The organism is Pseudomonas sp. MWU12-2345 (genome assembly GCF_023242385.1).
Taxonomy (GTDB): domain Bacteria; phylum Pseudomonadota; class Gammaproteobacteria; order Pseudomonadales; family Pseudomonadaceae; genus Aquipseudomonas; species Aquipseudomonas gingeri_D.
In genome coordinates, this window is sequence record NZ_JALLJA010000028.1 from 20,634 (window position 1) to 35,666 (window position 15,033).

Sequence of the window (15,033 nt, forward strand, 5' to 3'; positions counted from 1 at the left end):
AAGGGCGAAATCTCTGTCGCCTGAAAAATCGCATCGCCAGCACGTCGGCTCCTACAGGTTTGGGCGGGCTCTTACTTGCGTGGTTTGATCCGTGCCGTCGCCTCGGCTACCAAGGGATCATCCGGCCAGTAGTGCTTCGGATAACGCCCCTTGAGGTCCTTCTTCACTTCGGCGTAGGTGCTGCGCCAGAAGTTCGCCAGATCCTGGGTGACCTGTACCGGGCGCCGAGCCGGCGACAGCAGGTGCAGTTTCACCACTTGGCGGCCACCGGCAATCCGCGGAGTCTCGGCCAGGCCGAACAACTCCTGCAGACGCACCGCCAGAATCGGCGGCTGCTCGCTGTAGTCCAGGCGGATCGACGAGCCCGAAGGCACGCTCAGATGATGCGGTGCCAATTCCTCCAGACGTTGCGGCAACGGCCAGGGCAACAGGCTGTGAAGAATTCCGGCCAGTTCCAGGTTGGCGAAATGACTGAGCCGAGAAACCCGCCCCAGATAGGGCTTGAGCCACTGTTCCAGGGTCGCCAGCAAGGTCTTGTCGCCGACATCCGGCCATTCGCTCTCGCCCTTCTCATCCAGGTCCAGTTTGCGTAACAAGGCTACCCGCGCCTGCCACTGGCGCAGCTCCGGGGTCCAGGGCAACAGTTCCAGGCCCTTGCGCCGCACCAGGTTGACCAGCGCCTGGCTACGCGCTGCCTCGTCCAGCCCGGTCAGGGGTTCGCGACTGAGGATCAACTCACCGACCTTGCGCTGGCGCTCGGCACGCAGCACACCTTCGCGCTCATCCCAGTCCAGTTGGTCGACCGTGCTCACCTGCTCGGCCAGCACGCTGTCGAACAGGCCCGGATCGAACTCCGCCGCCAGGTAGATACGTTCTTCACGCTGGCCCTGGCGACTGCCCAGATCGGCCACCACCAACCAGGGCTGTTTCATCAGGCTGTCGGTTTCGCTGAACAAGGCCGCCCGGCCGTTGGCCAGCCGGTATTCCGCGCCACCGTCGCGGCGCTGTTGCGCCACCCGATCCGGATAGGCCAGGGCCAACAGCGCCCCGAGCCAGCGCGGATGATCCGGATCAGCCACCGGTTCGTTCGCCGAACCGCGCAAGTAGCCGCGATACTGCCGCGCCAGTTGCCGCGCACGCTGCACGCCCCCCTGAGCACCACGGGTTACCCGCTCTTCACCCGCCAGCAAGGCCAATCGCGTGTGCAGGTCAGCCCCGCCACCACGCTGGATATCCCGCTCGCCCAGGAGTGCCGCGACATCGCAGGCCATGGCCGCCAGCCCCAGCGCCTGCCCGCGCAACAGCAAATGGGCAATACGCGGATGGGCCGGCAACTCGGCCATGGCCTGGCCGTGATTCGTCAATGCGTACTCGGCGCCGGCCTTACCGGCCAACGCCCCAAGCCGCTGCAACAGATCCTGGGCCTGGGCATAAGCGGCAGCAGGCGGCGCGTCCATCCAGACCAGCTCGCCGGGCGCCACGCCCCAGCGCGCCAGCTGCAAGGCCAACCCGGCCAGGTCCGCCTGAAGGATTTCCGCGCTGCCATAGGCCGCCAACTGCTCATGCTGGGCCTCGGACCACAACCGATAACACACCCCCGGTTCCAGGCGCCCGGCACGGCCCGCGCGCTGGGTGGCGCTGGCCCGGGAAATGCGCTGTGTGTCGAGGCGGGTCATGCCGCTGCCGGGGTCGAAACGCGGCACCCGCGCCAGCCCGGCATCGATCACCACCCGCACGCCGTTGATGGTCAGGCTGGTTTCCGCGATATTGGTCGCCAGCACCACCTTGCGCTTGCCGGCCGGCGCCGGTTCGATGGCGGCGCGCTGGGCCGCGAGGTCCAACTCGCCATGCAGTGGGCACAGCAGCACATCGGCCCGCCCGCCCAGGCTTTCCTCCAGTTGCTGGTGCACCCGGCGAATCTCCGCCTGACCCGGCAAAAATACCAGCAGGCTGCCGTGCTCGGCGTCCAGCGCCTCGTGCACGGTTTGCACCACTCGCGACTCGATAAATTCTCCGGGTTGAAAGGCCCGGCCCCAGCGCAAGGTCACCGGGAACATCCGCCCTTCGCTGCGTACCACCGGCGCGTCGTCCAGCAAACCGGCCAGGCGTTCGCCTTCAAGCGTGGCGGACATCAGCAGGATCTTCAGCGGCTGCTCGTCACGAAACATCTGCCGCCCGTTGAGGCTCAGGGCCAGGGCCAGGTCGGCATCCAGGCTGCGTTCGTGGAATTCGTCGAAGATCACCAGCCCGACCCCCTCAAGGGCCGGATCGTCATTCAAACGACGGGCAAGAATACCTTCGGTGACCACTTCGATACGCGTCTTGGGGCCGACCCGGCTTTCCAGGCGAATGCGATAGCCGACGGTTTCACCAACCTTTTCCCCCAGCTCACTGGCCAGTCGCTCGGCCGCCGCACGGGCCGCGAGACGCCGCGGCTCAAGCATCAGGATGGTTTGCCCGGCCAGCCACGGCTCGTTCAGCAACGCCAGCGGCACCCGGGTGGTCTTACCGGCACCGGGCGGCGCTTCCAGCACTGCCTCATGGCGTTCGTTCAACGCCTGGCGCAAAGCCGGCAATACTTCATCAATCGGCAACGAATTCATGGTGGCTCCCAGGCTGACCGTGAATTATACGGTGAACCCCGCGGGCCTCCAAAGCCAAAGGCTTTGCAAGCGGTTGTCAGCTCATCACGCGCCTGGCCCGGCGCCGGGTACAAAGCCGGCAAGACTTCATCAATCAGCAACGCATTCAGGGTGGCTCCCGGACAAAGAGCCGGGTATAACGGCGAACTGCCCGGTCTTAATCGCGGTCTTAACAACTGATCCAGACGCGGCCCCAGCGGCTTCACGTTTCCTTCAGGAGATATCCATGCGCATTGTTTCCCGTGTTATCGGCACCGTTCTGGTTGCTACCCTGCTGACCCAACTGAGCGCTTGCGGCTCGATTTTCTACCCGGACCGGCGTGGCCAGATCGAAGGCCGGATCGACCCGCTGATCGCCGGTCTCGACGCCATCGGCATCCTGTTCTTCGTTATCCCCGGCCTGATCGCGTTCGGCATCGACTTCGCCACGGGCGCCATTTATCTGCCCCACGGCAAGACCGCACAGATCGCCCCGGAAAAACTCCAGGAAGCCATCACCGCCGATGGCCACGTCGACAACCTCAAGCTGCAGGCGATTCTCAAGACCGAACTGCACCAGACCCTGCCGTTGAACGACCCGCGCCTGATCCAGCAAAAAGGCAATCTGCAACAACTGGCGATGTACAACCTGCGCCCCGCGGCCTGAGCCCAGGGACACTGAAAAAGGATCGCGGCCTTCATGACCAGCAGCCCGGAACACGCCCGCCTGTTACGTCTGGCTACCCGGGCCTCGGTCGGGGTGGCGAGCCTCCTGATCCTGACCAAGGCCGCCGCCTGGTGGCTGAGCGGTTCGGTGAGCATGCTCGCCGGGCTGACCGACTCGCTGCTCGACGGCGTCACCTCGTTTCTCAATCTGCTGGCGGTGCACTACGCGCTGCGCCCGGCGGATAACGATCACCGCTACGGGCACGGCAAGGCCGAATCCCTGTCGGGCATGGCCCAGGCGCTGTTCATTGCGGTAAGTGCGGTGCTGATTGCGATCCAGGCCTTCGAGCGCCTGAAAAACCCGGAACCGATCGGTGCCCCGTGGATCGGCATCGGGGTGATCGTGTTGTCGCTGCTCCTGACCGCCGGGTTGCTGCTGTTGCAGCACAAGGTGGTCCGCGAGACCGGCTCCACCGCCGTGCGCGCTGACTCCCTGCACTACCGCTCGGACATGCTGCTCAACGCCAGTATCCTGCTGGCGCTGGTGCTCGCCGGCTTCGGCTGGCCGCAGGTGGACGCCTGGTTCGGCCTGGGGATCTCGGTCTATATCCTCTGGAGCGCGATCCAGATCGGCCGGGAAAGCTTCGCCGTGCTGATGGATGAGGAGCTGTCGCCGGATATCAGCCAGCACATGCTGGAACTGGCGTGCAGTGTGCCTGGGGTGCTGGGCGCCCACGATCTGCGGACACGGATCTCCGGCAACCGCTGGTTTGTGCAGTTGCACCTGGAGTTGCCGGGAGAATTGACGCTATCGGTGGCCCACGACCTGAGTGACCAGGCCGCCGATGCCATCCAGGCCGCCTACCCGCAGGCCGAGGTGCTGGTGCACGCCGACCCGCGGGAAGTGGTAACGCCGCGCCACTGATCCGTCAGTAGTTGACCTGATAGCCGCGACTGCTCAGGCAGTTACCCTGGGCCTGGCGGTAAGCCTGGACCACCGCCGGTGCCGGCGCGTAGGTCACGTTGGCCGGGTCGAAGCCGCTTTGCTGCACCGCCCAGCGATAGCAATCCTCGCCATCCTGCTGGACCTGCTGCGGGCTCTGGCCGTTGGCCGGATAAGCCACCACATCGTAGCCGTTGCCTTGCGGCTCGGGCGCAACCTGTGGCGCGGCGGCCGGTGGATCGACCACCACGTAGTCCTGGGTATCTTCCTGGTAGAGGTAATAGGCACCGGCCGCGAGGAAAAACAGCGAGCCACCGATCCAGACTTCCCGCGCATAGTCAGGCAGGTAGGTGGTGCGAATCCCACGTGGCGGAGCGACGACTATGTAACGTGCGCCCTGCGGGCGATACCAGTAGCCACCGGAGAAGAAATAGTCCTGGCCACGGTAAGGCACCCGCCAGTTGCGATCCGGAAAGCGATCGACCACATAGCCGGGGCGATATTGCGGGCCCGGGCCCCAGCCATTGCCATGACCGTCGGGACGACCCGGCCAGCGACGATCATCGTGATGCTCGAAATTACCGCCGGGACGGTTGTTATTGTTGCCACCCTGCCAGTTCGGGTTGTTGCCGTTGCGCCGGGGAATGTCGGAATAGTTGCCACGCAACGGTTCCTGGGTCTGGCGTACGCTGTCGGGATGAGGCTGGATCGGCAGGTTGTTCTGCGGTGCCGGACGCGGCGCCTGATTGGGCTCGTTCTGCGGCGGCCGGCCTTGCCATTGGCCGCCTGGGTTCTGGTCGTGCCGCTCGAAATGCTGATTGTTCTCCGGGCGAACCTGGGGCGCAGGAGCAGGAGCCGGTGGACGCGGCGCCTGGATGTGGACTTCGGGTGCTGGTGGCCGCGGAGCGGGTGCCGGGGGACGGACTTCCGGCGCGGCTGGCCGTGGGGCCGGGGCCTGGGGACGCGGTTGATTGTTTTGCGGATGCGCCTCGTTACCTCCCGGGCGCCCTTCAGGGCGATGTTCGCCCTCATGTTTCTGATTTTCATCACCCTGGTTTTCAGCCAGTGCTTGCGCACCAACACTCATACAGAGCAAGCCAACACCTGCCAGACGCCAGATGCGCGATTTCATTCCATTCCTCACTGCGGTTCAGGGCTTAACCATAAGACTGGGAAAGCGGATTCCGGTTCTGTGACACTCTACCAGTCGCACAACTTATTTTTCGCCCATTAAAAAAGGGAGACCCGTCGGCCTCCCCTTGAGAACTTCGTCCGTGCTCGGCGCTTTTGACGCCGGCTCACCTCACACCGTCTTCTGGACAGCGTGTAGCCCGGTGGCCGGCGCAACCCTGTGGGATTGTCGGCCGCGGCTGGCCTGATTCGGCGGGCCGCAGTGGACTGGGGTGTCTGTCTCGAATGTGAACAGGCTTGCGAGACAGGACACTTGTCCGGGCAGTGATTCTGGTAATAAGCATAGGCCCGGGGCGACGGCAGAGGATTGCGAACATTGCTCAAATAAACATCTCTTGCGCAATTTTTAACTTCAGATAGATAATTTACCGCAATAGTTCTTGGAAAGGCCCTGACGATGAGCAAACTCGACCGATACGACCTGAGCATTCTGGCGGAATTGCAGCGTGATGCCCGCATCTCCAACCAGGAACTGGCCGAGCGTATCGGCCTGTCGCCCTCGCCCTGTTCGCGGCGGGTCAAGCAATTGGAGGACGACGGTTATATTTCCCGCCAGGTGGCCTTGCTTGATCGCAAGATGCTCGGCCTGAGCCTGACCGCCTATGTGCTGATCGGCATGGACCGGCATACGCCGGAGCGCTTCGAAAACTTCGAGGCGGCGATCCGCACCCTGCCGCAGGTGCTGGAGTGCAGCCTGGTGACGGGGATGGACGCCGACTATCAGCTGAAAGTGGTGGTGCCGGACATGGATCACTACCAGAAACTGCTGCTGGGGCACCTGACGCGTATCGAGGGGGTGACCAGCGTACGCTCCAGCTTTGTGCTGAACCAGGTGCTCAACAGCACGGAATTACCGTTGACCCATTTGCGCAGTTGATGGCTGCGAACGCGACCACCTGTAGGAGCCAGCTTGCTGGCGATAGCGGTTTTCCAGGCGGCAACGATGTCAGCTATCAGATCGCATCGCCAGCAAGCCGGCTCCTACAGGTCCGCGTGGGATTGATCGAGTGCTTTATTGCCCGAGATCAGATCAGTTCTCGCCCATGGCGTATAATCGGACGGTTTTCCACCCCGCTCGTGCTGGAGAGGTCTGATGGATCCTGCCGTTTTCGAAGAGTGGATGATGACCGGCCTGGTCAGCATCCTGGTCATTTTCATGGGCTTTATCGTCTGGGACCTGGCTAAGAAATCCAAGGCCGGGCGCTTCGGCACCTTTATCCTGTTCTTCGTGCTGGGCCTTGGCATCGTCGCGTTTGTGATCAAGAGCGTGGTGATCGGGCTGATCGAGTCGGGCTCGCTTTAACGCCGCCACAAGCTACAGACGCGCCGGCACTTCTCGCCACTGGCCTTGATCCAGGCCGTCCAGGGTCCAGTCGCCGATACGCACCCGCACCAGGCGCAAGGTCGGCAAGCCCACCGCCGCCGTCATGCGCCGAACCTGACGGTTACGTCCCTCGCGAATGATCAACTCCAACCAAGCCGTGGGAATGCTCTGACGAAACCGCACCGGCGGGTTGCGCGGCCAGAGAGTGGGCTCGTCGATCTGCCGCGCCTGGGCCGGCAAGGTCATGCCATCGTTCAATTCCACACCCTTGTGCAACTGCTCGATCTGCTCGGCGCTAGGCACACCCTCGACCTGTACCCAATAGGTTTTCGCCAGTTTGTGCTTGGGGTCGGCGATGCGTGCCTGGAGTTGGCCGTCGTTGGTCAGCAACAGCAGGCCCTCGCTGTCGCGGTCGAGCCGGCCGGCGGGATAGACGCCCGCCACGTCGATAAAATCCTTGAGGGTCGCGCGCCCTTCACCATCGCTGAACTGCGTCAGCACATCGAAGGGTTTGTTGAACAGGATCAGCTTGGGTTCGGCCGGCGGGGCCTTGGCGACCCGACGCGGCGCGACAGGCGTTTTCGCGGCCGAATGGCGCACGACGGGACGGGGTGGACGAGACATGGCAAAGAGGACATCTGAGGATCAGGAGCCGCCATGCTAGGGCGTGCCGGCTATTATTTCCACAAGCGCATCCATGGACTTGCTGGCGATGACACTCTCAAGGCCGCCAAAAGCTTCGCGGGCAAGCTCCGCTCCCACATGAGTTTCGTGTCGTACACAAAACTCGTGATCGACATCCAACTGTGGGAGCGGAGCTTGCCCGCGAATAGGCCCTCAAGATCGCTAAAAATCCGAACCCTTAGCGGAACGGCGGCTCATCAAAGCTGCGCAGCTTGCGCGAATGCAGCGAATGCAGCTCGGTGCGCAGCAGGTCCACCGCCGCAATACCGATCTTCAAATGCTGGCTGACCGCACGTTCATAGAAGGCGTTCGCCGAACCAGGCAGCTTGATCTCACTGTGCAGCGGTTTGTCCGACACACAAAGCAAGGTGCCATACGGTACCCGCAGACGATAACCCTGGGCGGCGATGGTGCCGCTTTCCATGTCCACGGCCACGGCTCGGGACAGGTTGATCAACGGCCGCTCCTGGGCCCAGCGCAGCTCCCAGTTACGGTCGTCGTAGGTCAGTACGGTGCCGGTGCGCAGACGCTTCTTCAAATCGTCGCCACGTTCGCCGGTGACGTTCGCCGCCGCCTGTTGCAAAGCCATCTGCACTTCAGCCAGGGCCGGGATCGGGATATTCGGCGGCACTACCCGGTCGAGAATCCCATCGCGGCGCATATAAGCGTGGGCCAGCACATAGTCGCCAATGGTCTGGGATTGGCGCAGGCCGCCGCAGTGACCGATCATCAGCCAGCAGTGCGGACGCAGCACCGCCAGGTGGTCGGTGATGTTCTTCGCGTTGGAGGGGCCGACGCCGATATTCACCAGGGTCACGCCATGGCCATCGGCGGCCTGCAGGTGGTAAGCCGGCATCTGGTAGCGGTGCCAGACCACCCCGGCGGCCACGGCCTGGGCCTCGCCGTATTCCATGCTCTGGTCGATGATCACGTTGCCCGGCAACACCATGCGCACGAAACGCGGATCATCACGCAGCTGTTGCAGGCCATGGAGGATGAACTGGTCGACATAGCGGTGGTAGTTGGTCAGCAGGATCCACGGCTGCACATGGCGCCAGTCACTGCCGGTGTAATGCACCAGGCGGCGCAGGGAGAAGTCCACCCGGGCGGCGTCGAACAGGGCCAAGGGCAAGGGCGAAGTGTTTTCCCAGTCGTGCAGGCCATCGGCGATGTCATCGGTGGCGGCCGACAGGTCGGTGCTCGGGAATACCCGCGCCAGGGCCGAGGCGGTGACGCCGGAGCCGGCCAGTTCATCGCCCTGCTCGACCACGTAGGGATAAGGGATGTTCTGTTCGCTGACGCCCACTTCCACCGTGACGGTGAAATCGCGCATCAGCGGTACCAGTTGTTCCAGCAGGTATTTGCGGAATGCCGCCGGGTGAGTGACGGTAACGCTGTAGGTGCCCGGCAACTGGACCTTGGCGTAGGCCCGGGTGGTGGCGGGGACTTCACCCTGGTAGGTGTAGGTCAGGCGCAATTCGGGGTAGCGGAATACGGCACGCTGTTCGGCGTCGGGTTCGACGCGGTCCTTGAGGTAACGCTTGAGGGCCTGGCTCAGGGCGCTGGTGGCACGCTCGTGGAGTTCGGCCAGACGGTCCACGGCTTCTTCGGGGGATTGCACGACAATAAAAGCTTCGGTCACGGAGAGCATCCTGTCTTCTGATGTTGCAGACCTTCATCTTGCCTGCAACATCGTCGGACGGGAACAGTGGCTTATCGTTCAATGCCAAGCCATCAAAAACCCTGCGGCGTCGAACGAGCGACAATAGCCTCGACATTCACTCCACGGGGCAAGGTGCCGTAGACCCGTCCCCTACCCTCTAGCCGACTGGCGATAAAGCCGTCGCTGACCTCCGCATTGCCCGCCTCCAGCAGCAACTTGGCCTGCAACGCCAGGGCGATGTCTTCGGTCAGTTGCCGGGCGCGGTACTGGATATCGTGGGTGTCGGTAAACGCCAGCTTCAAATGTTCGATATGCCGGGCCAGGCGCTTGTCGCCATGGCCGTCGCCCAATTCGCTGAACAGCACTTCCAGCACGCCCGGCTCCTTGGACAACGAACGCAACACATCCAGGCACTGCACGTTCCCCGAACCTTCCCAGGTCGAGTTGACCGGTGCTTCGCGGTACAGCCGCGGCAGGATGCTGTCTTCCACATACCCGGCGCCGCCCATGCATTCGGCGGCCTCGTTGATCATCGCCGGGGCACGCTTGCAGATCCAGTATTTGCCCACCGCCGTCACCAGCCGGGCGAACTTCGCCTCATGCTCATCCCCCAGATGATCCAGCGCCCGGCCCATGCGCAGGCTCAAGGCCAGCGCCGCCTCGCTCTCCAGCGCCAGGTCGGCGAGCACGTTCTGCATCAGCGGCTGCTCGCTGAGCACGCGACCGCCGACCAACCGATGGGCACAATGATGGCTGGCCTGGGTCAGCGCCTGGCGCATCAAGGCACTGGAGCCGACCATGCAATCGAAACGGGTCATCGCCACCATCTCGATAATGGTCGGTACGCCGCGCCCTTCCTCGCCGATCATCCAGGCTAAAGCACCACGGAACTCCACTTCGCTCGACGCGTTGGAACAATTGCCCAGCTTGTTTTTCAAGCGCTGGATATAGAACTGGTTGCGACTGTCATCCGGGCGATGGCGCGGCAGCAGGAAACAGGTCAGGCCCTTGTCGGTCTGGGCCAGGGTCAGGAAGGCATCGCACATCGGCGCCGAGCAGAACCATTTGTGCCCCACCAATTCATAAGGTTGTCCCGGGCCACCAGCGCCGACGGGATAGGCCCGGGTGGTGTTGGCGCGCACGTCAGTCCCCCCCTGCTTCTCGGTCATGGCCATGCCGATGGTTGCCCCGGTCTTGTGGGCGATGCCGATATTGCGTGGGTCGTATTGGGTACTGAGAATGCTCGGCAGCCATTGCCCGGCGATATCCGCTTGCAGACGCAAGGCCGGCACGCAGGCGAAGGTCATGGTCAACGGGCAACCGGTGCCGGCCTCGGCCTGGCTGTGCAGGTAGGTCATGGCGGCGCGGGCGACATGGGCGCCGTCCTGCGGATCGGTCCAGGGCAACGACGGCAGGCCGTGTTCGACGGCGGTGCGCATCAGCTCGTGATAAGCCGGATGGAACTCCACCAGGTCCTGGCGATGGCCGTAACGGTCATGGCTGACGAACACCGGTTTGTTCTGGTTGGCGAGAAACCCCGCCTCCATCAGCGGCCCGCCGGCCAGGGCGCCATAAACGTCGATCCGCGATTCGGCCCAACCGGCGCCGAAACGCCGCGCCCACTCTTGCAGCGGCAGGTCGATGCGATAGAGGTTGGTCCCGTCCAGCGACGGCGGCTGGTTGGTGACCTCGTGGGTTTCGGCGTATTGATGGAGGTTCATGTCGGGCTCCTTTGAGAAATGGCTTCGCAGAGAAAGGCCAGGGAACCCAGTGAATCACGCGTACCGTCGCGAAAAAAGCGACATAAGCGCCTAAGTACCGGCGCTTTCACCCTGTACAGGCGTCAATAGACGACGGGCCAGCAGGCTCTTCAACTCCTCGAAACGCACCGGCTTGGACAAGGTGTCCGTGACGCCCGCCGCCAGGCACCGCTCGCGTTCGCTGGCCTCGGTCGAGCTGACCAGGGCCAGGATCAGCAGGTCGGCGCCGCCGGGCATCGCCCGCAACTGTCGACAGAGCAATACCTCGTCCGCCGGCTGCGCCGGGCAATCGAGCAACAGCCCATCCACGGCCTGCCCATGCAGGACATCGAGCGCGGCCCGGGCGTCGACCGCGGTGAACACCCGATACCCCAGCTTGAGCAACATGCCGCGCACCACCAGTTGGCTGACGGTGTTGTCATCCACCAGCAACAGGGTGCAGTCGTAGGGATAACGCGCCACCGACAGCGCCGAGGGCCGCAACGCCCGCGGGATCAGCGCCTCGACTTCGACATCAAGCTGGAAACGGCTGCCCATCCCCGGCTCCGACTGATGGGTGAGGTGACCGCCGAGCAGATCGATCAATTGCCGACAGATCGCCAGGCCAATCCCCAGGCCGCCATATTCACGGGTCATCGAGCCATCCAGCTGGAAGAACCGTTGATAGAGCGTGGCTTCATCCAGATCGATAAAACCGATACCGCTGTCGATGACCGCAAACGACAGGGCCCATTTCTGCTCCGCGACCTGCCGGCCGTGCACCCGCAACACCAACCCGCCTTCACGGGTGAACTTGATGGCGTTGTCCACCAGGCATTCCAGGCACTGCAGGATTTTCTGCGCGTCGCCATGGAGACTGTCCGGCACGTTGTCGTCCACTTCAATGGCGAAATGCAGCCCCTTGCCCTGGACGCGACCGGCAAACTGCTCCTGCAAACCATCCAACAGGCGCCGCAGGCCGAACGACTGCGTCGTGACCTTGAGCCGGCCGGCCTGCAACTCGGTCAGGGTCAGGATGCCATTGACCATGCGCATCATGTCCCGCGCGGAACCGGCCGCCGTCTGCTGGTATTGCGCCAGTTCCGAGTCCAGTTCCAGGGTCTGCATCAGTTCCAGGGAGCCGATCACACCATTCATCGGCGTGCGTAGTTCATGGGTGACGGTGGCGAGGAATTCATCCTTGAGCCGGTTACTGTTGGCCAGCTCACGGTTCAGCACTTCCAGCTTCTGCCCGGACTCGAGCAAGGTCTGAGCCTGCTGCTCGCGCATGGTATTGATCCGGTCGGCCAGGGCCAGGGACAACAGCCCGACCTCCAGGGCCGAGCCGATCTGGCTGGCGTACATGGTCAGGAACACGTTCGGCAGATAACCCAACACCATCAGCGTATTGACCAGGCCGCCGAGCAGGAACGCCGACCAGGCGATAATGAAGTAGCGCGCCACCCGCAAGCCGCAATACCAGGCACTGATCCCGGCAACGAAAATAGTCACGGTGAACGCCAGGGCGAGGACGGTCGCCAGGCGCAGGGCCAGGGCATAACCGGTCAACAGCGACATCGCCGTGACCACCGCGCTATAGGCCATCAACAGCAGCAACAGCCGGTCCAGCCAGCGACTGTGGGCACCCGTGTGCAGGAAGCTGCGGGTGAACTGACAACCGAAGAAACCCGCCAGGCCGATAAAGAAAGGCGTCGATGCGTTGGCCCACCAGGGGTTGTTCGGCCAGAAATACTGCGCCGCGGCGCCATTGACCGACAGTTGGTAGAAGCCGAACGAGGCGATGTAGAAAATGTAGTAGAGGTAGCTGGTGTCGCGCACGCTGAGGTAGATGAACAGGTTGTAGACCAGCATCCCCAGCAGCACACCATAGATCAGCCCCAGGACATACAAACGCACCGGTTCGTCTTCGAGGTAGGCCTGCATCGACCAGAGGGTCAGTGGCGCCTGCATCGAGCCTTCGGTTTGCAGACGCAGGTAGACGGTCTTGCTTTCCTTGGGAGCGAACGCCAGCTCGAACAGGTAGTTGTTCTGCTTGATCGGCCGGCTGGCGAACGGTAATTCATTACCGGTGCGCTGGGCCAGGCGGTAGCTGCCTTTGGCGTCAGGCACATAGAGTTCGATGTGTTTCATCGGCGGATAGGCCAACTCCAGCAACCAGATGCGCCGGGCGCTGGGATCCTTGGGGAGGTAGGTCAGGTCGACCTTGAGCCAGAACGCCGAGAGCGTATAGCCGGCATTCAGCGAGGCCTTGTTGTGCGCATGAAACTGTGGGGCCATGGCGGGCGAGGCGATCTGCGCGATATCGGCCTGGCCGCTCGCGTCTTCGAACACCTGCATGACCCGGCCCAGAGGCAGGCTCTGGGTGGACTCATCAAACTCGACCGCGCTCGCCGACAGCGGCAGCCAGCTCAACAAAATCAGCAGCAAATAGCGCATACAGCCCCAGCATGGCCAATCAAGTCGCGTCAGGAGCCCCCCTTCCCTTTGAGACGACGTGAAACTTCATGACCTGTTATTCGTTTGGATCCACTCTAGCATAGCCACTAATGGCTAAAACACACCATTGAAACATTTTATCCAAAGGCTCTAGAACGGGCGTCCCAGCACAAAACCTGGCTGTATGACGAAGGGTTATCGGCCGCCCTGAAAAAACCTTCAGGGGACAAATTCAACGCCGGGCGGACGATCCCGAAAAAAGCGTTTGGTGGTAAGCTCGCGCTCCATGAATACCTACAGCTCCCGTCCCGTTGTCCTCTGTCTCTCCGGCCACGATCCCAGTGGCGGTGCCGGCCTCCAGGCAGATATAGAAGCCCTGCTCGCCCAGGGTTGCCATGCCGCTCCCGCGGTCACCGCGCTGACCGTGCAAGACACGGTCAATGTCAGTGACTTCCGCGTGCTCGATCGTGAGTGGGTGTTGGCCCAGGCCAATGCCGTACTCAACGACTCGACCGTGGCGGCCGTCAAGCTGGGCATGCTCGGCTCCCTGGAAATGGTCGACACCGTGGTCGAACTGCTCCTGGCGCACCCGCACCTGCCGCTGGTCTGCGACCCGGTGCTGCGCGCCGGCGGCGGCGGCCGCCTGGGCAAGGACGAAGTCGGCTATGCCATGCGCGAACGCCTGCTGCCCTTGGCGACCATTGCCACCCCCAACCTCCCGGAAGCCCGCATCCTCGCCGAATTGCCCGAGGGCAGCGCCGACGAATGCGCGGAAAAACTCCTGCCGTTCTGCCAACACCTGCTGATCACCGGCGGACATGGCGATGAAGACGAAATCCACAACCGCCTGTATAGCCGCGACGGCACCCGCCAGACCTTCAAGTGCCAACGCCTGCCCGGCAGCTACCATGGCTCCGGCTGCACCCTGGCGAGCACCCTGGCCGGACGCCTGGCCCTGGGCGAAGGCCTGGTCAGCGCCGTACAGACCGCGCTGAACTACACCTGGCGGACCTTGCGTGATGCCGAGCAACTGGGCAAAGGCCAGTTCGTGCCCCGACGCCTGCCCCTGGATTTCTGCTCGTAACTTTCAGCGCTACCCAACACCCCGAGGCTGACCCGATGAAACTACGCGGCCTGTATGCCATCACCGATAGCCAGTTGCTGGCCGGCAAGTTCCTGTCTTATGTCGAGGCGGCGCTGGAGGGCGGCGTGACCTTGCTGCAATACCGCGACAAAAGCACCGATGAGGCCCGCCGCCTGCGGGAGGCCGAGGCCCTGCGGGTGCTCTGCGAACGCTACAAGACCCGCCTGATCATCAACGACGACGCCGAACTGGCGGCACGGCTGGGGGTCGGCGTGCACCTGGGGCAGACCGACGGCCCGCTGACGCCGGCCCGCGCGCTGCTCGGCAGCCGGGCCATTATCGGCTCCACCTGCCACGCGCAGCTTGAGCTCGCCGAACAGGCGGCCCGGGAAGGCGCCAGCTATGTCGCTTTCGGGCGCTTCTTCAATTCCACGACCAAGCCCGGAGCACCGGCCGCCGACGTCGCGCTGCTGGAGCGTGCCCGCCCGCGGCTGCAACTGCCGATCGCGGTGATCGGCGGCATCACCCTGGACAACGCCGCCCCGCTGGTGGCCCACGGCGCCGACCTGCTGGCGGTGATCCATGGCCTGTTCGGTGCCGACAGCACCCGGGAAGTGACCCGCCGCGCCCAAGCCTTCAATGCCCTCTTCACTTCATGACT

The 15,033-nt window shown here is 63.4% G+C and carries 12 protein-coding genes; 6 read left to right on the top strand and 6 right to left on the bottom strand.

Annotated elements, in window-relative coordinates; translation table 11 throughout:
* Positions 1-71: 71 nt before the first annotated feature.
* A complete protein-coding gene (gene hrpB, locus M5C71_RS31940; RefSeq protein ID WP_248769576.1) occupies positions 72-2,603 on the bottom strand; it encodes an ATP-dependent helicase HrpB in 2,532 nt (843 codons plus the stop codon).
* A gap of 265 nt (positions 2,604-2,868) precedes the next feature.
* Between hrpB and M5C71_RS31945 the strand changes: the two genes are divergently transcribed.
* Together M5C71_RS31945 and M5C71_RS31950 are read left to right on the top strand one after the other, a co-directional pair.
* Positions 2,869-3,288, top strand: a complete 420-nt coding sequence (locus M5C71_RS31945; RefSeq protein WP_103495838.1) for a polyribonucleotide nucleotidyltransferase — start codon at positions 2,869-2,871, stop codon at positions 3,286-3,288.
* 33 nt (positions 3,289-3,321) lie between these two features.
* Complete coding sequence (locus tag M5C71_RS31950) at positions 3,322-4,212, top strand: cation diffusion facilitator family transporter (RefSeq protein WP_152741752.1); 891 nt, start codon at positions 3,322-3,324, stop codon at positions 4,210-4,212.
* Positions 4,213-4,216: 4 nt separating this feature from the next.
* Here the strand turns inward: M5C71_RS31950 and M5C71_RS31955 are convergent, their stop codons facing one another.
* Positions 4,217-5,362, bottom strand: coding sequence for a DUF6515 family protein (locus M5C71_RS31955; RefSeq protein WP_103495836.1), 1,146 nt, complete (start codon positions 5,360-5,362; stop codon positions 4,217-4,219).
* 456 nt (positions 5,363-5,818) lie between these two features.
* On the opposite strand from M5C71_RS31955, the gene M5C71_RS31960 reads away from it, so the two are divergent.
* On the top strand, positions 5,819-6,298 hold the full coding sequence (locus M5C71_RS31960) for an Lrp/AsnC family transcriptional regulator (protein ID WP_007937367.1): 480 nt from the start codon (positions 5,819-5,821) through the stop codon (positions 6,296-6,298).
* 216 nt (positions 6,299-6,514) lie between these two features.
* Positions 6,515-6,724, top strand: a complete 210-nt coding sequence (locus M5C71_RS31965) for a DUF2788 domain-containing protein (RefSeq protein ID WP_100941503.1) — start codon at positions 6,515-6,517, stop codon at positions 6,722-6,724.
* A gap of 12 nt (positions 6,725-6,736) precedes the next feature.
* Here the strand turns inward: M5C71_RS31965 and M5C71_RS31970 are convergent, their stop codons facing one another.
* The 4 genes from M5C71_RS31970 to M5C71_RS31985 all read right to left on the bottom strand — a co-directional run bounded on the left by M5C71_RS31970 (position 6,737) and on the right by M5C71_RS31985 (position 13,288).
* On the bottom strand, positions 6,737-7,369 hold the full coding sequence (locus M5C71_RS31970; RefSeq protein ID WP_248769577.1) for a pseudouridine synthase: 633 nt from the start codon (positions 7,367-7,369) through the stop codon (positions 6,737-6,739).
* 238 nt (positions 7,370-7,607) lie between these two features.
* Complete coding sequence (gene amn / locus M5C71_RS31975; protein WP_152741749.1) at positions 7,608-9,080, bottom strand: AMP nucleosidase; 1,473 nt, start codon at positions 9,078-9,080, stop codon at positions 7,608-7,610.
* Between the two features lie 83 nt (positions 9,081-9,163).
* Positions 9,164-10,813, bottom strand: a complete 1,650-nt coding sequence (locus tag M5C71_RS31980; protein WP_103495834.1) for an acyl-CoA dehydrogenase family protein — start codon at positions 10,811-10,813, stop codon at positions 9,164-9,166.
* A gap of 90 nt (positions 10,814-10,903) precedes the next feature.
* Entirely contained in the window at positions 10,904-13,288 is a 2,385-nt protein-coding gene (locus M5C71_RS31985) for a hybrid sensor histidine kinase/response regulator (RefSeq protein ID WP_248769578.1), read from the bottom strand.
* Between the two features lie 286 nt (positions 13,289-13,574).
* Between M5C71_RS31985 and M5C71_RS31990 the strand changes: the two genes are divergently transcribed.
* Together M5C71_RS31990 and thiE are read left to right on the top strand one after the other, a co-directional pair.
* Positions 13,575-14,372, top strand: coding sequence for a hydroxymethylpyrimidine/phosphomethylpyrimidine kinase (locus tag M5C71_RS31990; protein WP_103495832.1), 798 nt, complete (start codon positions 13,575-13,577; stop codon positions 14,370-14,372).
* A 35-nt stretch (positions 14,373-14,407) separates the two neighbouring features.
* Positions 14,408-15,031, top strand: a complete 624-nt coding sequence (gene thiE, locus M5C71_RS31995) for a thiamine phosphate synthase (RefSeq protein WP_103495831.1) — start codon at positions 14,408-14,410, stop codon at positions 15,029-15,031.
* Positions 15,032-15,033 lie beyond the last annotated feature (2 nt).